Source organism: Martinezella lusitana, assembly GCF_014207095.1.
Lineage (GTDB): Bacteria > Pseudomonadota > Alphaproteobacteria > Rhizobiales > Rhizobiaceae > Rhizobium > Rhizobium lusitanum_B.
On sequence record NZ_JACHBG010000028.1, the window covers coordinates 1 to 18,237 of the forward strand.

Sequence of the window (18,237 nt, forward strand, 5' to 3'; positions counted from 1 at the left end):
ACCCGATCGCATTCTTAAGATCGCTCCAGGCTGTCTGAAAATAAAATTCGTCAAGCAGAGGGTCAGCATTGTAGCCCATGAAGTGCTCGCGAAAGACAAACACATTGTCAGTGTGTAGCTCATCAATGACGTTTTGAAGATTACGGCCCTCCGATGTTCGCATGAAATCATGCCTGACCCGCGCCATTTCCCGCGAGAAATGGTGACTGACATCATCTTCTACAGCACCGTGATCGATAATGCCCGCCGGCAGAATGAAATTAAAGCGCCCTTCAGGATCGCGGGTGACCTGACAAAAGCCCGCGAAAGCCGAGTCGGAAACTCGACGACCATGCTGGATAAAACCAAGATGACTGACCAGCGACAGAACCTCGCTATACAGCCGGCGCTGCCGCCTGAAAGTGAGAGCTGGAACGGGATAGCCGCGGTGTATTTGCATTGAGAGCAAAACCAGACGCGCTACACCAAGCGAGATGAGGTAATACTGTTCTTCCTGTTCCTCGGTCGGTTCTTGCTGCTGCCGGTAGTTCCATACGTACCAGTCAAGTTCATTGATGGCCGTCCGAAACGCGAGGCCGACGCGATCCAGCCGGATGTCGCGATGAAGAGTCTCTTCCTCACTCGCCAGCTGATTCAGGAAGTCCCTGATAATGTCCCGCTCGTCAGGTGTCATTCAGGAGCCGCTGATCTTTTGCTTTTCCCACTTGCTCAAGCGGCTACCGATGCTGCCCGTGGCTTGCGAGCTTTTGCGAACGCGACGCAGTGTTGCAGATGAAGATCAATGCCCGCATCATCCAGAGCTTCGAACACAAAGCTACCGCTGCGTTTGTTGACCTCGACCATGAAATCAACAATTGCTTCATCGTCTATATTGAGCCAGGGCTCCTGGTCCAGCAAACGCACGATCCCGCGTACGAGCGGCTCACGGAAGCCCGTATTGGCTCTCTCAATGATCTGCATCCGGTAGTTCGCCCGGGCCAGCAACCGACGCAACCCACGCTCAACGTTCCCCGGAGAAGCCAAGGCTGCAACGTGACCGTTCCACCAGAGCCGGCCAATCGCATTGTCGTCGCGGCAACCTGTGATGCCGTTGGCAAAAAAATGGATCCTGACCATGTTGGCGTCCTTGTCGTTGCCCTTTAGCCAGCGACCGCGCGCGAAATCAAGGCACTCAACGTGACATAAACGTGTCCAGAGCCTCTCTTCCCGGGCGAGCGCGGGCGTCATGCCGGAAAACCCATTCCAGACGAGGAGTGAATTCTGGATTTCAGCTTCGGGCGTTCCGGCAGGATCGAGCTTGGAAGCAATCCCGGGATCCCAGTCCGCAATCCGCGACTCGATCGCCCAGCCGTTTTCTCGAGCAAGATCGGAAAAATCACCAGTGCGATACCGATCGATGTTTTGCGTTATCGTCTCTGCAAGCCGATCGACAACCGGCTGCGACACAAGTTTGACGGCCTCAGTCATTCACGAGATCCTCTTGTTCGATCAACCGGTTCAGGCCAGCGAAGGGCTTGCCAAGCAGTATCTGGGCGTCTGTAAGCAAATCCGGTGACTTCAGGTCGACATCAAGGAGTTCACTGCGCTTCCGGAAGGGTTCAAACCATCTGCAGTGTGAGTGCTGGTCGGGCCCTCCAGCTATTTGCTGGAGAACCTCCATGACGACCGGCACATACAGTGCATTCATCACCACTCCCCGCGTTGCCTCGTCCGTCTGTCTTAACCCCTGAACCAGAGAGAACGAAGTTTCCCCCATCATGATGTGAATCCTGTCTCCCGAGAGGTCGACTTCGAACTCTCCTTCGGGGACCTCCTTGGAAGCAAATATTTCGAAAATCGATTCAATCGAGGGTAAGGCGGGACGCAGCACGTCAACCCGGAGCTCGTCATCCAAGGCGAGTATTTGTCCGACCTCAACATCGATAGGGCCGCCGAACTCGGGATGGCCACCGTTTGGAGCATAGGCTGCAATAGGACGCAATGCCCAGACCATAGGCCGGATCTGCACCCGGCCCAGCAAAGCACCCGGCGCAAACTGGTGTGATCCAGAGGGAAATCCGAAGCGCTGAAGGCGGCGAAAGCCTGTGGCAACGCAGGTGATGAAACATCCAAACGAAGCGTCACCCTGCTCAATCAGCGCTACCAGGTCAGGTTGTTCCAGCGTTACCTTGCAATGAATATCGACCTGCTGCGCCGCCCCATCCTCACGCAATGTGAGCTCTGCATGAAATGAAGCTCCAACAATATCACCCGACCAGGGCGCTAGCACGGGATGCGGATAGCTTGCGGTTTCCGAGATTTTCATCCTACACGGGCTCCTTTTCTTCAGCCGCGGTGAATTTGACCGCACTGAGCTCAACTGGACCCGCAAACGGCTCGGTAAGCGTGATCTCAAGCTGCACGCGCTGGCCGGCTCGAACACTCATTTGCATCCGCCCTTTGCTGACCGTTCCAGGAGAACTCGACTGCACGTCGAGACTGACATCATCAGTAAGGCCCGAAGCCTCGAGTGCGAGTTCGATGTTGCCAGATGCGGTCGGAGTGAACCAGACGCTACGGATTGTTGGATCGCCGGCTCTCGCCGTTGAACGTATGGCATCCAGAGGCACCGCAGCGCCGGTTCCCATCCTGCGTTGAGTTTTGCGGCTCTCTCCTGTCCTAGAACCGACCTGGCTGCGGCCAGTGCCGCCCCGCTTTTTGGCTTTTCCCTTCCCGGTCGCTCCCGTGGCCTGTCGACGTGTCCCCCGCCGCGGCTCTTGGTAGATGTAAGCGTCCGGATCTCGTTCTTCGTCTTCGCGGCCCTCATCGCGCGTCGTACCGGTATCCGCAAACATCGACGAGAGTTCATCGAGGCGGCTGTTTTGCACCTCATCGATCTTGGCTACCGAGCGGATGATCTTGCGTACCTCGCTGATAAGCTTCTTGATCTGCTCACGCGCGAGCGCTCGATCTTTCTCGTGAATAATCCGGTCCGGCTCAAACGCATCGTGAGCAGGATTCTCGAGTTGCTTTAGCAATGCGCTCGGAGCACGACCTTCATCTGTCAAAGCAGGTTCAAGTACGGCAATAAATTCTCTCGTGCCTGGAAATTGGCGCATCGGCTGCGAAAACTTCGCGAAATTGTCGGTGATGTAGATGCCGTTGCGTAACACGTGTACTTCGCGGGGAAGCTGTTCGCTGACGAGCAGGTGGAGCGTAAAGTTCCCGAGCCCCGAGATAGTGATGCCATGCCGGGTCGCAGCTTCTGACCTTATGCACAACAGAAGTCGGCGAGCACGATCCAGTTCGGCAAGCTGATCATGTTCACGCGCGAGCGCCTCCAAACCTTCATTTTCCAGCACGGTATCCAGTGAAGTACTATTGATCACGGAGCCATCGACGACGAACTCGATTTGGCCGCGGTCAATTGCTACGAAGAAATTGGCAACAAGTGACAGCGTCATTCGGGATGCCCAATGATCACGCTCATCAAAGCCCATCGCATAAATCGAGGTACCGATTTCTTCTCTGGCCATCCACTCCGGTACCGCGGCAGGATCTTCAATGGCCCTGAAACCTGAATCCCCCCAGTAACCCTCGGCTGAGCATTTTCGCTCTCCGTCATTGTGAGAGATCAGACGTAGCCTTCCCTGTGCGGCGAACTGGACAACATTGTCTGCATCTTCATAGCAGGTCGAATAGATGACCGTCTGGAGTTCGGATATGGCAAAAGCCGCATTTTTACCGATACCAAATGAACCGGCGGACGTTTCATCGGGCTTGTTGGTGATGCCATCCCCTTTCACAAGGGCCGTGAATACGGAACCGGGGTCATCGATAGGTCCCGTCAAGCCTGTGGTGTTTATGTCAGATATCCGCAGGATCTTGACCACCGGCGCCGATATGGCAGTAAGCGCGCGTTCAAGGTGAGCTTTCGTTTTTTCGTTCTGTGGCGCCTCGAGACAGCATTGAATGGAATGCTGGAGCTCATCTGCAAAAGGGATATCTTGCCGCTTAACCAGCAGCATGTCGAAGCTGACGCGGACAGGACCGGATCCTCGCATTGCGTCTCGGCTGTTCTGCCCGGTCTCTCGTGCACAGCTGGTATACGGCGATCCCTTGAATGTCTCAACACCGGGGTATCCGAGACCCTCAACCTTACTTGCCTCATTCGTCAGAAAGCGTATCCCCGCCATCCCCTGCCTCCCTGCCTTACCGCATTTAAAGTTTGAATTCTCCACTCCCTGCATCACCGTCACGCGCGAACCGCGCTTTCGCGACTTCCGTCGCCTTCTGGATGGCGGAAAACATTTTACGGATGTCAGCTTCGGTGAATTCGTAAGCGGATGTGTTTGAAAGATTTCCGATAAGTTGAAGATCCTTTATCGCGCGGTTGACCCTCGCTTCGGCAAGTTCCACAAACTTTTCTCTTTTCTTACTCATGCACACCACCAGAAATTCCTATTGTGCAAATATTTGCTGTCAGCACGCATATGTCAATAATATTGCGGAAATATTTCAAAAGAGAGGAATGCGTTTTCACCGATTAGCGCCGAACGCCTCATCTCCTCGCGAGCAGCACCGGAGGCCGGTAGAGCTGGTCGAGACTAAGGATTACATGATCGAGATGGCAAATGACCGTTCCGCGGCCGCCTTGCGATCATCAAATTCCATGCGGTTAAGTCAGGATAACCGGGCACCCCCAGGACAGCACATTTCCCAACACCTCGGCTGCCCGCCGCCCACTAAGCCGTTGAATAGCTTGAAGCTCCGGTGAAATTCCCTGTAACAAATCCATCAACTCACCCTGATCGCGCATCATGAGCGAGGCTTCTTTCAAGGCAATAGCCGGTGGCAGGCGGGTCAGCGCCATGGCCAGACTGCTACCGAAGGCCAAGGCAGCATAATAGTCGATCGGCCACAGATGGCCGATAACCTGTTGCGACGGAGAGACGAGTTCTTGAGCGAGGCCCGACCGAGCCATCCCGTTAAACGTCTGCGCCGTCGCACTCGAACAAATGTTCAAGACGAGCAGCCGGCGCCCTGTGCTAGGCACGTTAAATTCTGCAATATCGGCAAGCGACGCCATAGTGCCATCTTCCATCACGACACCGGTCTGGCTCGCGTCGTCCGATGTTTGTTCGCCATGCCCGATGACCCAAAGTACGTCGGCGTCGGAATCCTCGTAAAATTGACGAAACGCTCTCAGATCGAGCTCTCCTGACGCCACCTTCGCACGCCAGCCAGCAGTAGAGGCCACGTGCATCAGAACTTCTACCTCGGCCTCAGTGGTATGCGTTGACCCGGGCCAAATCGAAAGTACCCTGATAGGCCTATGGTCGTTGGATATGGTTAGAGAGGTTTCCAAGGGGGCGATCCAGCCAAGGCGGTCCAGGATCATGGCTTGCAACGGGTCACGGTGGGCTGGCATTACCACGACAGATCGCGGGACCCAGCCACGCGGCAGCCTATCGGCCAATTCCGACAGCCTGTAGTGATCACCCATCGCCGCCCAGATCTCAGCGCCGAATTCGAAGGCCGGGGTAGTCTTCAGCCTTTCGTCAACTCTAATTTGCCGGTCCCCTTGCGGTCCGCGGAAATACTCATTGAGCGCATTTGAGTTTGCGATGAGAGCCTTTTCAAGAGATTCGGCCGCGCTATTGGAAACAAAATGACGATCATCGGGCCAAACATAAGCAACCCCATCCCCATGGTTGGGACATACGAAAAGGACATCGGCATCAGCGGGGGGTGAGTCGGGCTCCGCGTACCAGGCATGCAGAACCGACATCAGGTCTTCGGTCGAACCGAACTTGCATAGGGCATAGATAATCGGATGCAGCAGTAGGATACGCGAATCTAGAGAGACCCGTGCAACTTGCCGCGAAACGCCGGAGCGGTAGAGCTTTGAGAGAGCTTGAATCTCCGACAAGATTTCTGCCCGCGCTGCAAGCCACGCTTCCTGGTCTATCAGGGTGACCCCAAGAAGCTGCAGCGCTTCGTGCTCCTTCAACTCTGATCTTAGATCTGAAAGTGTGCGGCGTGCCCAATCGAGCGGGCGGGTATCGGTATAGAAACCAGCGTGGGTCGACATAGCGATCTGGATTTGAGCTCTATCCCGCGCGGGTGTGTCCGGATCCTCTAGAAGCTGCAACAACACTTTGACCGGCAACTGCGTGGCCTCCAGCTTTCTCGCAGCCGAATAGGTGGCGACGGCCGTCAGCGCCATCGTTCCTTTGCCAAAACCGGCTTGTAGACCGATCGCAACCGCAGCCTCGAAGAACATCCTGCAGTGGTCATCAAGACCACCAAACTTGTGCGCGACAATGTATGCCGCCCAGACCCAATCAACTGCCACTTCGAGCGCGAGCTCGTTCATCGTTCCTGTGGCACCTTCATAGGGCGGAAGCGCGTACATCGCATAATTTTCAGTCCGACCGAAGACGTGCTCTCGAGAAATCGACCAGAGCAGCCAGTCGTAACATGTCCGCATACGCCCCAGTGTCATCGTCCGACAAATCTGCACTTGAGAGGTGACAAAGCGAAAGCCGTCAACCATAGCGGCGACCGATCGGTCAGTCTGACGCGCCGTCTGCACCTCTATGTCCGCTCGAAGAGCAACACAAAATGCATCCAGCTGGTCGTCATTCTCTTGAAGCTTGATCTGCAAGCTCAAGACGGCGTCAGCAAAAGCCGCTCCCTTTTCAATCCAGTCGAACGGCAATTGCCAGGGCAAGAGGTCTGGAAACGCGTTGGCGGATGTTGGGAAATGGTCTGCTAAAGTCATGGTTTTCGCACCACCTGTACGATCGAAGGGCTTTCGGCCAAGAGACATCTTCGCATCAGGGACGGAACATGCAGATTCGAAAGTTGAGGACGCTCGTGTCAACAACCCCGACATCCTCGAAGTGCTCCTTGAACCCTTCGCCCTCCAGCGAGTAAATTTCAAGGTAGGGCTCTATGACAGCAATCGCAGCTTTTGCTGCGTTGACGATAAGCGGCAGCACATCAAAGAAAACAGGAGCAGTCGAAGTCTGCGCAGCGATATGGGAAGCGATGGAACCGGCGCCAAGATAGGCCCGCATCGCGTCCACCTTGGCAGCGCTCAAGCGCGTTATGTCAAATGGCATATCGAGAAGGTCACTGATGTCCGACCATGAGAGGGCCTGGACAAACAGTGACCGCTCACTGTCACCCTCGCCATAGGTTACAAGGTCGTACGCTTTAGACAGATGCGCGCGACCGGCTCTAGTGAAGTACCCCTCCAAACTTCGAATTCTATGTGCGTGATTGTGGTGGCGAGCGTTGCGTATTGCAAGGAGCGTCGCGGTAGCCGGCTCCCGGTTCCACGAAAACGAAATTCGCGGGTCATCGTTCGCAGCGTCGTAAATGCTATGAAAGCTATTGAGAATGGACGATAATCCCTGATCGAGATTGCCTGCTGCTTCCTGCGGATCAACCTTCAGAAGTTCAGGAGCGCGGATGAGGTGCTCGGTGTTGACCCGCAGTGCGTGCGCAAAACTGTCGAACGCTTCACTGATAGACTTCATTGTCCCACCGCCACATCTATTTTGCGAACCGCGCCGCTTGCGTACGGCTAGGCTTGCTGACGAAGGACGGCATTAAAATGGACCTTTTCAGGCCAGCCTTCGCATGAATGAGAATGAAAGTATTGAACGGCGTGCCGAAACCTTCCGCTACAAACTCCACCACGTCCCCATTCTTGTCCTCGAGAGGCAAAGTGCCCGGTCGGGACATTCTCTTTCCCCCGAGCGGAATGAACAGCGCAAGCGGACTCAACCGGTCGATGTATTCGGGCAGCTTCAGATCACCGAAATGCCCTTGAAAGAGTGGCGACAGCTCGACCCGACGAAGCTCGGAGCGCATGCCCAATACCGGGCATATATCTGCCGGATTGAGAACGATCACCGCACAGGCGCGTTCACTTCGCCGGACGTATTCTCGCATCGACGCATAGGCAGACGCACCGAATTTTTTGCTCAAGGCGAGGGGAACTTTGATGCCGAACGAGCTGTCAGCGGCCATTTCCGCAAAGCGACGATCTTGAAACAACACGACGGTCGCGAAGATGTTAGCCTCGCGCTCGAACTGGTCAGAAGCTTCCGGCGACAGCGATTTGTCGCAGTCCTGGATCCATCGGAACAGACCAGTCTGGTGAGGGATATGTTTGTGGCCCGCCTCGTGGAGTTTCAGGAAATTCTGCTTCGATTCGTTGACCGTAGTATCGATGTGAATGAGGTCGTCATGCACATCGAAAATGCCCATGACTTTGTCGATTGCCGATTTCACGAGCTTTGCCGCCCGCTCACCAAATTCGCGGGCGTGCCGCAGAAGCGAACGCGGATCAAATGCACTCATTGGCGCGACGCGCAGCTTTGCTGCGCTAAGCAGGTCAGGGACCGGCGTAGGTAGCCGGTCCCATGCGCTTGCCTTGTTCAACAGATCGGTCGCCGCGCGATGTATTGCTGCATACTCGCCCGGGGTGAGCGAACTGTCGTCTGGTTTCAACTGGTCAATCCTTCTTTGAACGCAGATACCCGAGGTATTTCAGCAGCTCAGCCTCCTCGTTCTGCGTCAAGTTCAATTCAGAAAATGTCGCTGCCCTCCCATGGCGCTCAACATCTGTACGCGTCGTTGTAATGTAACCTGCTAACTCCATCAGTTTGTCGTAGTCCACGCCATACAGGTTCGCGAGGGCATAAAGGATGTTTGGGGACGGCTTCTGAATTTTTCCGTTCTCAATCTGACTTAGATAAGCGTTTGAGACTTCTTTGTTGGTCGCCTCTTCGACTCCGCGAAGAGTAAGCTTTCTATCGGTGCGGATTGACCCGAGATATTCTCCAAGGGTGACTTTCACGACTCTCCTCTTTCGATGACAGCGCTTCGGGCGCCAGCACTGTCAGTGGATTTCGCGGCGCAAAGCATTCTACCCGCCATGCTTGATAAGTCAAGCATGCGTCTCAGATGCTATTTTTATCAAGCATGCTATTTTGATGCTTGACAAACTTAGCACGCTTGAATGATGATGCACTCACTGACCGACCGCGGTGGGATGGTCAGCCAAACCGCAAACCCACGAGGGTAAAATGCACATCATCGGAAATGAAAACCCGGCTTCCCGCATCGAGGATCTTCTCGAAGACATCCTTGATGAGATCATCGAACTGGAAGCCTACGCGAAGGACGGCAAGCGCCCGCCCCTTGCAAAGGGCTACCGCTTCAAGATCAACGATAAGTCGTTCGTCTGGGACAAGCCGTATATCACGGGCCGCGAAGTGCTCGTTCTCGCCGGCCTGACCTCGCCCGAGAACTATACGCTTCGCGTCAAGCTCGCCGGCCACAAGCCGCAGAAGGTGGAGCTCGACGAGAAGGTGGACCTCCGGCATCCAGGCACAGAGAAGTTCCGCGCTATTCGCAAGGAACAGACCGACGGCGAAGTTCAGGGGCGGCGCGATGCGCCGCTCCTGGACGCCGACATTGCCTTCCTGGAGGTCTATGGTCATCGCTTCGATATCGTCAAGGACGGCTCGACGTGGGTCATCCTTCATGACTTCCAGGTACCCTCCTGCTTCGACCATAAGAGCGTGTCGCTCGCGATCCGCATCGAACAGGGTTACCCCATGACCCCGCTCGACATGCTCTACGTCTATCCCAAACTGTCTCGCACCGACGGGCGCGAGATTCCGCAGACGCAGGTCGAACAGCCGATCGAAGGCAAGATCTTCCAGCGTTGGTCGCGTCATCGTTCCGGTGCGAACCTGTGGGTGCCTGGCGTCGACTGCCTGGAAACCCACGTCTTCCTCATTGAGGAAATTTTCGAGCAGGAGGCTTCGCGATGAACGTTACCCTCAGCATGACGGTCGACCAGCATGAAGTGCTGCGTCATCATCTCTTCCCCGGCGACGGCCTTGAGGCCGCCGCCCTCCTGCTCTGCGGCGGTAGCAGCCATGAGAGTCGCTACCGCCTTTCTGTTCGTGATGTGATCCGGCTCGATCATGACAAGTGCAAAAGGCTCGACGACCGCGTCTCCTGGCCGACCGACCTGATCATTCCACATCTCGATCATGCCGAAGAGCTTGGGCTGAGTGTGGTGAAGGTTCATTGCCATCCCGGCAACTTCCCGCAGTTCTCGGAAGTTGACGATGTCGGCGATCGCGAGCTCTTGCCGGTGGTCCGCTCCTGGGTCGGCGCCGACATCCCTCACGGCAGCATCGTCATGCAACCATGCGGGCGGCTCTTTGGCCGCTATCTTTGGCAAGGCGACGGGATGCGGTCGATGGACATGATCAGCGTTGCAGGGCCAGACATTCGGCTCTTCCCGGCAAGCGCTCACAATCGCAATTATCCGTTCGCCCGATCTCAGGATCAGGCCTTCGGGGATGGAACGACCGCAACGCTCGCGAGGCTGCGCGCCGGCATTGTCGGTATTTCCGGAACCGGCAGCCCCTTGCTTGAACAGCTCATCCGCCTCGGCTTCGGCGAAATCGTCATTATCGACCCCGACACCGTCGAGGACCGCAATCTGAACCGGATCTTGAACAGCAGCGTCGCCGATGCCCGCGCGGGTCGGCTCAAGGTCGATGTGGCTGAAGCAGCTGCGATCGTAACGGAGCTTCCGACGCGCATCATCAAGGTTGCGTCGACGTTGATGTCACCCGCGGCTATCCATGCTCTCTCGGTCTGCGATGTCATTTTCGGTTGCGTCGATACGCATACCGGGCGCTTTGCGATGAACCTGGTTTCGACATACCATATCATTCCGTACTTCGACATCGGCGTTATGCTCGATGCCGCTGGCGACGGCGATGCGACGGGTCGAATTCGCGACATCCTTGGCACGATCCACTACATCGTACCGGGGCGGTCGAGCCTGATGTCCCGCGATGTGATCTCGCTTCGCACGGTTGCGCAAGAAGGCCTTGCCGACGCAGATCCGGAGGCGGAAGCACAGCAGGTTCGCGATAAGTATTTCCGTGGCTTGAGTGTCAGCCGGCCCGCCGTGATCAGCATCAACATGTTTGCGGCAGCCTTGGCGGTAAATGACCTCCTCGCAAGAATCCATCCCTACCGCCAGATGCCGAACAGCGATGTCGGCTCGATAGAGTTCAGCTTGGGCCAGCTGCGTCTGACTGCCGACGAAGAGCAGGAAGATTGCGCGCTCCTCAAACCCTGGCTCGGCCATGGGAGGATCTCGCCGCTGCTCGGCTTGCCGGAACTTTCGGAGCCGCGCGCATGACCTGGCTTTCGGATGCTGGACACTACCTGGCGGGGATTTACCGCGTCGTGCTACGCCGCCCCTACCGCGGCGTGGTTCGAGAGGGGAGCATGCCACGGTTCATTGCCCCGAAGACGCTTTACATCTTAAACGAGGATGGAGATCCATGGCAGGCGTCGATGGTATGCCCTTGCGGCTGCGGCGCCGTCCTGGAAATGAACCTCATCGCTGACGAGAAGGCGGTCTGGCGCGCGAAGATCGAGAAGGACGGCACGGGCACGCTACATCCTTCCGTCTGGCGGCAGGTCGGTTGCCGTTCCCATTTCTTTATTCGAAACGGGAAAATACGGTGGTGTGAATGATAGACGCTATCTACGGACCGGAATTTCAACGACCGGACGCAGCGGCTCGAGTTGCGTCTGATATCGCCGAACGATCTGATCGTAGAGATCCGCAACGCGCTTAGCCTTGACGCTAACCACCAGGGCATAACGCAACTCGTCTTCCGGTTCGAAATCGCGGCTCTCGAGACGGGCGTTGTAGTGAATGTCGAAGGCCGGATTGCGCAGGCTCTTACCAAGAAATCCGACAGAGCCGTGCAACGTATTTTCCCACTTCCAGGCGTCACGCCGAAGATCCCCTTCCGTCAGTCCCTTCTGAGCCTTGCCAAAGAAGCTCTGCGTGTCGGCATGTAGCTTATTGTCTTCTTTTCGCTTCGTGTCCTTTGGCCGGAATGCGATTTCCAGGCCGGCTCGCGTATAGTTGCCCGGATGATGGGGATCCGTCAGCGTCTTGTAGCAGATCGTCGCTGTTATCTTGACCTTGCCGTCCATTTCCGCGGCTGGAACGGGGATCGGAGCTCTCACATAGCTGCGGGCAGAAATGGTCCCCTGATAGATGACCCTGACGGTGTCGTCGTCGCACAATAGGATATCATCCATCGTCCTGGCGACCCGGCCACGGCCGACTTCCTCGGCCGAGATGGATGTCTCTTCTGCCGTATGGACGAGCAGGGCCCTTACCGCGAGCATGTCGATGTTGGCGCCAAGGTGCGCCTTAACGCCGGCGGCTACGCGCAACAAGTTAGGCGACGCAAAAGACGTTCCACCGGTAACTTCGAGCTGCGGCCTTCCATCCAGACTTGCGACCAGAAACGGCCGCTGCAGCGATCCGCCGAAGTCGACGAGATCGGGCTTGATGAGGCCCGGGCTTCGACCGGGGCCAACAGAACTATAAGGCGCGCGTGCCCAAGTGGCGTCCGGGCTGTCAGCAGCGCCAACCGCCATCGCATTGACGCAGTCGGAAGGTACTTGGATCCTGTTGAACCCGAGTGCCGCATCCCGTTCGCCGTCATTTCCGACGGCGATGGTCGCCAAGGTGTCGTTTCGTGCAAAGCGATCGTCGAGCACCGCCGTCCACGCATGGACGTCGTCATCTTCGATTGGAAGATGGGGTCCGAGGCTTATATTCACCAGATCGAACTGCCGATTGAGAAGCGTCTGATCTATCCGGTACAGCACCTCATAAAGCCCTTCCGGATCCTGGCTGGGGTCAGTGTCGAGAACACGATAGTGCTCAACGGGCGCGTATGGCCTCGATATTGGTTTGGTCGGATCAATATGCCCGAATAGGAACGCGGATGTGACATGCACGCCGTGGCGGCGGAGATCCTCATGCGAGCTGCCGACCCCGGTAGTATCAATTGGCGTCGTCCAGGCCGTGATCGGATGGTTGTCCGGCACGCCGCCGTCAAAGATGGCAACCCGGATACCAGGATCCATTGCTACCTCTGAAGGATATTGGATTTGAGGCGAAGGCGTCGCGGCCGCTCGAATTGTCGGCCGAAGCACACGGAGGGTGGGCATCTGACGCAGCGCGCGGACCGCGGTAAAGGTCGCGATCTCCTCCGCGCGCTCTCCAGGCGCGGTGAGCTCGACAAAGCAAAGGCCGCCCGCATAAAATCGATGATCCATGGGGGCTGCGATACCGAGCTCCGCAAGATATGTCCGAAACGCGTGAACTATTTTCTGCTCGCCTAAGAGCTCGTCGGTGTGCAGCACCGCTTCGAAGGTAACGTTCCCGGACTCTGGAAGATGCCCTTTCAGCTTGTCGTCTGCGTCCGGAGCCCCGATTTCCTCGATCGCGATGATCCCGTTTGTCGCCGGGGACACATTGTTCCATTGGGGAAGCGCCGTGCTCCAGTTTCGCAACGACGCTCGCGGTCCCATCACGAAGATTTCCGTGGTTAGGGTCTGTTCGGACGGGCGTCCTAGCGATCGCTTTTGCGGCGTGATCGACCGGGTACGGCTCCCGACCGCCTCGACGCCAACCTGTTGGAAGAGTTCCTTCGGATAAAATGACTTTGCGATATATTCCGGATTGAGAACAACCGACAGGACGGCCTTGTCGTCCGGGCACGCTGCCTGTGGCAACCGGTCAACGAAGGAGACAGCGCGGGTGAGCATTGGCGCCAGACGCGACCGAGATTCCGAAAACGTATAGGGATGCTGTTTGGGAGCCCCGCCCCTGACGCCTGTTACCGAAGAGACGAGGCGCTCGCCTTTTCCCAAGAGAAAATTCTGTTTCGCCATCATGTACCCTTTCGTTTACGCGGGGTCGCTTCAGGCTGCGAATGGCTGCGCACCGTGTCTCGAGCGACGCCGGTCAACTTCTGCACGCCTCGCTGGGAAAGCCCTGCGTCGACCAACATGGTTGCAAGATTGATGCGCTCCGACTTGGAAAGCTGATCGGGTAAAATCAGGGACTGTAAATGGGTATCGAGCGCATCGCCGGAGATCGCAGCTGCCCGGCGGGCGCGCTCCACCGATTGCCTGACGTCGCTGAACGATTGTCCGTGAAGTGCAACCGCAAGGACCTTCGCCCATTGTTCGGCCTTCTGTTCGTAGGGCTTGAGCAAGTCATGGACAAGTTCATGAATGGCCTGTGGTTCAGGCATCGGAAACTCGACCTTCATTTCGAAACGCCGCCAGACGGCCGGATCGAGCAAATCTGGATGATTGGTAGCGGCAAGCAACAAACCGGAGGCCGGCCAATCGTCAATCTGTTGCAAAAGCACGGTGACGAGCCGCTTGAGCTCACCGACCTCGTCGCGGTCGTCGCGACGTTTTGCGATTGCGTCGAGCTCGTCGAGCAAAAGCACGCAATCCGCCTGCTTGGCATAGTCGAGAACCTGGCGAAGATTTGCGCCGGTACGGCCGAGATAGCTGCTCATGACCGCGGCAAGGTCAAGGATCATCAGGGGCTTGCCGAGCCGCTTGGCCAGCCACCGTGCGGCAAGCGTCTTGCCGACACCGGGCGGGCCGACAAAAAGGGCGGTCCTTGTCGGATCCAGCCCGGCCGCGTCAAGCGCTTCAAGGCGACCGCGCTCGGTGATCAGCTGGTCGAGCGCCGACGACACCGCCGGGGCAAGGATCGGAGCGTGGTCGATCTCGATCACCTCCTCAATCTTCAAGAGGTGAAGGCGCGAATCGGAATCGACCGGCATTGGCACCTCTGCCATACGACGAAGAGGAGTTTCTTTCGATGGCGCTTCGCGAAGGAGCGCAGTCAGCGAACTGGAAAGCTCCGGCTTATCCGCGCGCGTCTTGCGAGCTATGCGCTGGACCAGCATTTGGATATCCTGAGCCCGGCCTGCGAGCGCGAGGCGCGCAAGGCTGATAATGTCGGAGTCGAGATCCGCCTTTGCTGTCGTCATGTGTGGAGGTCCTCGTATGCCAGTTTCAAGTCTCCCTTAAAGTGGACGAAATTTCAATAACGAAAGGTAAATTTCTGCCACATCAACCACAACATGTTGAAATCTAATGGCTATATTATGGACGACAAAATTGACTATGGTCAGCACGAAAAGGAGACTGCATGCTCTACTTCGCATACGGGTCCAACATGGATCCGGCTCAGATGATGGAACGTTGCGCCGATGCGAAGTTCGTCGGCTTGGGTTATCTGGCTGACCATGTCCTTTGTTTTCCCAGGCGATCGAAAAAACGCGGTTGCGGCGTCTCGTCGCTCGCGCCGCAAAATGACCACGACACCTGGGGCGTGGTTTGGGAGCTCACCGATAGAGATTTGGCATTGCTCGACAAGAATGAAGGCTATCGTCAAGACAGGGAGCCTTTGGCAAACGCCTATAACCGCGTGACCGTGACGATCAGCATGGATGGAGTGGCGATGGATGCTGAGACCTATATCGCTTCACCGCAGGAAGGCTCACATCTTCCGAGTCTTGCCTATTTGACCCACTTGCGAAACGGCGCTGCCCATCACGGCCTTCCAGAGACATATCGCGTCTACCTGGCCAGTCTGCCCGATGATCTGTCGAGTTGAGTCATGCCTTTAGTTCGAGTTTGACTGCAGAGCATCCACCTAAACCAAACCCCACGCCCGAAACCTCCCCCTCCCCGTCATCTCGCGCAGGCCGAGCTCCGCCACGATCCGCCGCGCCGCCTGCGGCGTGACCCCAAGGGATTTCGTGATCGTCCCGGCATGAACGAGCGGCGTCGCCATGACGAGATCGACAAGCTCCGGGAGCTTTGACGAGACCCGCCTGCTCTGCAACTTCCGCTCCATCATTTTTCGCGCGAGCGCCAGCCGGTCGTGTTCCTTCAAGCCAATCTCGGCGGCGGCGATCAGCCCGTCGGCGATGGCCAGCAGCCGGACTTCGCGACTGCGATGCTGGCGCCGATCGACGGGGATGGTTTTCAGGCCGAGATTTATCGCCACCAGGTGAGCGCCGGCAATGCCACCCTGGCGCAGGATTGAGGCCGCGAGGAGCCGGCCGAGCCAAGGCGCGTGCTGCAGCACGTCGAGCGTGTTCCAGGCGTCGAGGGCGACAACAGCTCGCAACACTGGCGGCAGATGATCCGCCTGGCGCAGCACGGTGCGCCATTCCTCCAGCCGCGCGTCCTCGTCCCAGTCGAGGTCGTAGACGAGCGGGTCACGCTCCCGCGCCCGACTTGTTGGTGCGACCGCACTCTTCAACACGGCTTCCGAGCGCGCCAACACCACATCGATGGCGGCCAGCTCGGCGTCGAACAGAAACGCATCGTCATCACGAACGTCCCCCTTTCCTTCTCCGGGCGCATCGATGTGAGCCGCACTGTTTTCACTCTCAGCAGCGCCATTTCCCAGAGATGCTGCGGGCCACGCCTGCCCGGCAACGACGTTTCGGCGACGCAGGCTGCCGAGACCGTCCGGGGTGAGCGCCCAGCCGGGCGGCTGCGCGGCGATCCGCCGGCGGGTGCGCAAGACGTCGCGGGCGATGGTCAGCTCGTGTGTCGGCGTGCGGATGTCGTGGTTGGCATCGTGAAGGACGAGGTCCTCGAGATGGACGAGTTCGCCATCAATCCACAGCGAGGCGCAGGCATCGGCGAAATTTTGGCGTTCGAGGAAGCCGCTTCCCACCTCGGAGCGCGAAACACGCTCGTCGAGGCGGGCAAGCGCGGTTCCGGCCTCGGAAATGGGCTTGAGCAGGCTCTGGATGGGTAAATTCGCGAGATCGTAAGACATTGAAATCATGGTAAATGATTTTCTAAAGGAACTCTATATATAAGTTAAAGTTCCTTACCGAGTATGCTTTGCACTTCGATCGTCTACCATCGATAACTACCAATTATCGATGGTAGTTGATCTGGAGTCGCAAATCAGCAATGATCGAGGCAAATCACGGTCCCAGCGGCCGTCGAAACCCGCGATTTTTGACCGTTCCGTGACCAGAGCGAAGACATCACAGACGTCCGTAGAGCGGCGCGCCGAAGAGCTGGATACCATCGCGTCCGTGCTGCCGATCGAGCGCCGCGACGAGCTCGCCGAGTTGCTGACGGACCAGGATGTCGAGACCCTACGGCACTTGGTCAACCAGGGCATGGGGGACAACACGCTGCGGGCACTGACCTCCGACCTTGCCTATCTCGAAGCCTGGGGGCTCGCGGCCACCGGCCGGTCCTTGCCCTGGCCGGCGCCCGAGGCGCTGCTGCTGAAATTCGTCGCGCAGCATTTGTGGGATCCTGAAAAGCGCGCAACCGATCCCGGCCACGGCATGCCGGCCGACGTCGCCGACAATCTACGCGCCCAAGGCTTTCTGAAATCGGTGGGTCCGCATGCGCCGGCAACCGTGCGCCGCCGCCTGGCCAACTGGTCGACACTGACGAAATGGCGCGGCCTCGACGGCGCCTTCACCTCCCCTGCCCTCAAATCAGCCATTCGTCTCGCCGTGCGCGCGGTCCCGCGGACCCGGAAGCGGAAAAGCGCCAAGGCCGTGACCGGAGACATCCTGGCCAAGCTCTTGGCTTCCTGCGAGACCGAAAACCTACGCGACATCCGGGATCGCGCCATCCTGATGGTCGCCTTTGCCTCCGGTGGCCGCCGGCGCAGCGAGATCGCCGGGTTGCGCGTCGAACAGCTGACGGAGGAGCAGCCGATCGAGGTGGCCGACGGTGCTCCCCTCCCCTCGCTTGCCATCCATCTCGGCCGCACGAAAACGACGAGTGGTGAGGAAGACAATGTCGTCTATCTCACCGGTCGGCCGGTCGAGGCCCTCAATGCCTGGCTGGCGGCGGCAAAAATTGGCAGGGGCAGCGTCTTCAGGGGGATCGGGCGCTGGGGCACGGTTTCAAAACGGGGGCTTGATCCGCAGTCAGTCAATGCGATCTTAAAGCAGCGGGCGGAGATGGCCGGGCTGGAGGCTGGGGAGTTTTCGGCGCACGGGCTGCGATCTGGGTATCTGACCGAGGCAGCCCACCGCGGGATCCCCATCCAAGAAGCGATGGAACAGTCGCTCCATCGGTCGGTTCAGCAAGCGTCAAGTTACTACAACACCGCTACTCGCCGCAGCGGACGTGCGGCACGGATGTTGTAACCCCCCATTTCGGAGCGATAGTTTTCTACCGCGAATGCCGTGCCCGTCTAGCCATTTCATCAGTTCCAGCGTCAACTTCTTTCAAGCAATGGAACGTCCTTAATAGTCTTCATAAAGGTGTTGCCAAAGAGTAAGGAGGTGGTAACCT

At 57.6% G+C, this 18,237-nt stretch carries 17 protein-coding genes; 5 read left to right on the forward strand and 12 right to left on the reverse strand.

Annotation, left to right across the window (positions count from 1 at the left end):
• The 9 genes from GGD46_RS29950 to GGD46_RS29990 all read right to left on the reverse strand — a co-directional run.
• Positions 1-673, reverse strand: a 673-nt coding sequence (locus GGD46_RS29950; protein ID WP_184710643.1) for a hypothetical protein, incomplete at its 3' end; no start/stop codon positions are given.
• A gap of 35 nt (positions 674-708) precedes the next feature.
• Positions 709-1,467 carry a DUF6339 family protein gene (locus GGD46_RS29955; protein ID WP_184710645.1) on the reverse strand — a complete coding sequence of 253 codons (759 nt, stop codon included), beginning with the start codon at positions 1,465-1,467 and terminating at the stop codon, positions 709-711.
• Entirely contained in the window at positions 1,460-2,305 is an 846-nt protein-coding gene (locus tag GGD46_RS29960) for a hypothetical protein (protein WP_184710647.1), read from the reverse strand. The genes GGD46_RS29955 and GGD46_RS29960 overlap by 8 nt, the downstream gene beginning before the upstream one ends.
• 1 nt (position 2,306) lies before the next feature.
• On the reverse strand, positions 2,307-4,175 hold the full coding sequence (locus GGD46_RS29965) for a hypothetical protein (protein ID WP_184710649.1): 1,869 nt from the start codon (positions 4,173-4,175) through the stop codon (positions 2,307-2,309).
• A gap of 25 nt (positions 4,176-4,200) precedes the next feature.
• A complete protein-coding gene (locus GGD46_RS29970; protein WP_184710651.1) occupies positions 4,201-4,422 on the reverse strand; it encodes a hypothetical protein in 222 nt (73 codons plus the stop codon).
• Between the two features lie 235 nt (positions 4,423-4,657).
• Entirely contained in the window at positions 4,658-6,766 is a 2,109-nt protein-coding gene (locus tag GGD46_RS29975) for a CHAT domain-containing protein (protein ID WP_184710653.1), read from the reverse strand.
• 55 nt (positions 6,767-6,821) lie between these two features.
• Positions 6,822-7,529, reverse strand: a complete 708-nt coding sequence (locus GGD46_RS29980) for a hypothetical protein (RefSeq protein WP_184710655.1) — start codon at positions 7,527-7,529, stop codon at positions 6,822-6,824.
• Positions 7,530-7,545: 16 nt separating this feature from the next.
• Positions 7,546-8,508 (reverse strand): ImmA/IrrE family metallo-endopeptidase, encoded by a 963-nt coding sequence (locus GGD46_RS29985; RefSeq protein WP_184710657.1) that lies wholly within the window; start codon positions 8,506-8,508, stop codon positions 7,546-7,548.
• A 4-nt stretch (positions 8,509-8,512) separates the two neighbouring features.
• Entirely contained in the window at positions 8,513-8,857 is a 345-nt protein-coding gene (locus GGD46_RS29990) for a helix-turn-helix domain-containing protein (RefSeq protein ID WP_113159258.1), read from the reverse strand.
• Positions 8,858-9,086: 229 nt separating this feature from the next.
• Here GGD46_RS29990 and GGD46_RS29995 point away from each other — a divergent pair, with 229 nt between their 5' ends.
• Genes GGD46_RS29995 through GGD46_RS30005 form a run of 3 tightly spaced genes read left to right on the forward strand, consistent with a single transcriptional unit; the run spans position 9,087 to position 11,577 of the window.
• Positions 9,087-9,839, forward strand: coding sequence for a multiubiquitin domain-containing protein (locus GGD46_RS29995; RefSeq protein WP_184710659.1), 753 nt, complete (start codon positions 9,087-9,089; stop codon positions 9,837-9,839).
• Entirely contained in the window at positions 9,836-11,236 is a 1,401-nt protein-coding gene (locus GGD46_RS30000) for a ThiF family adenylyltransferase (RefSeq protein ID WP_184710661.1), read from the forward strand. The genes GGD46_RS29995 and GGD46_RS30000 overlap by 4 nt, the downstream gene beginning before the upstream one ends.
• On the forward strand, positions 11,233-11,577 hold the full coding sequence (locus tag GGD46_RS30005) for a DUF6527 family protein (protein WP_184710663.1): 345 nt from the start codon (positions 11,233-11,235) through the stop codon (positions 11,575-11,577). Before GGD46_RS30000 ends, GGD46_RS30005 begins: the two co-directional genes overlap by 4 nt.
• 6 nt (positions 11,578-11,583) lie before the next feature.
• Here the strand turns inward: GGD46_RS30005 and GGD46_RS30010 are convergent, their stop codons facing one another.
• Entirely contained in the window at positions 11,584-13,806 is a 2,223-nt protein-coding gene (locus GGD46_RS30010) for a S8 family peptidase (protein WP_184710782.1), read from the reverse strand.
• A complete protein-coding gene (locus GGD46_RS30015) occupies positions 13,806-14,930 on the reverse strand; it encodes an ATP-binding protein (protein WP_184710665.1) in 1,125 nt (374 codons plus the stop codon). Before GGD46_RS30015 ends, GGD46_RS30010 begins: the two co-directional genes overlap by 1 nt.
• 161 nt (positions 14,931-15,091) lie before the next feature.
• Between GGD46_RS30015 and GGD46_RS30020 the strand changes: the two genes are divergently transcribed.
• A complete protein-coding gene (locus tag GGD46_RS30020) occupies positions 15,092-15,559 on the forward strand; it encodes a gamma-glutamylcyclotransferase family protein (protein ID WP_184710667.1) in 468 nt (155 codons plus the stop codon).
• Positions 15,560-15,598: 39 nt separating this feature from the next.
• Here GGD46_RS30020 and GGD46_RS30025 read toward each other — a convergent pair whose 3' ends face one another.
• Positions 15,599-16,750, reverse strand: coding sequence for an RHE_PE00001 family protein (locus tag GGD46_RS30025; protein ID WP_184710669.1), 1,152 nt, complete (start codon positions 16,748-16,750; stop codon positions 15,599-15,601).
• Between the two features lie 190 nt (positions 16,751-16,940).
• Between GGD46_RS30025 and GGD46_RS30030 the strand changes: the two genes are divergently transcribed.
• Entirely contained in the window at positions 16,941-18,089 is a 1,149-nt protein-coding gene (locus GGD46_RS30030) for a site-specific integrase (RefSeq protein ID WP_184710784.1), read from the forward strand.
• Positions 18,090-18,237: the final 148 nt, after the last annotated feature.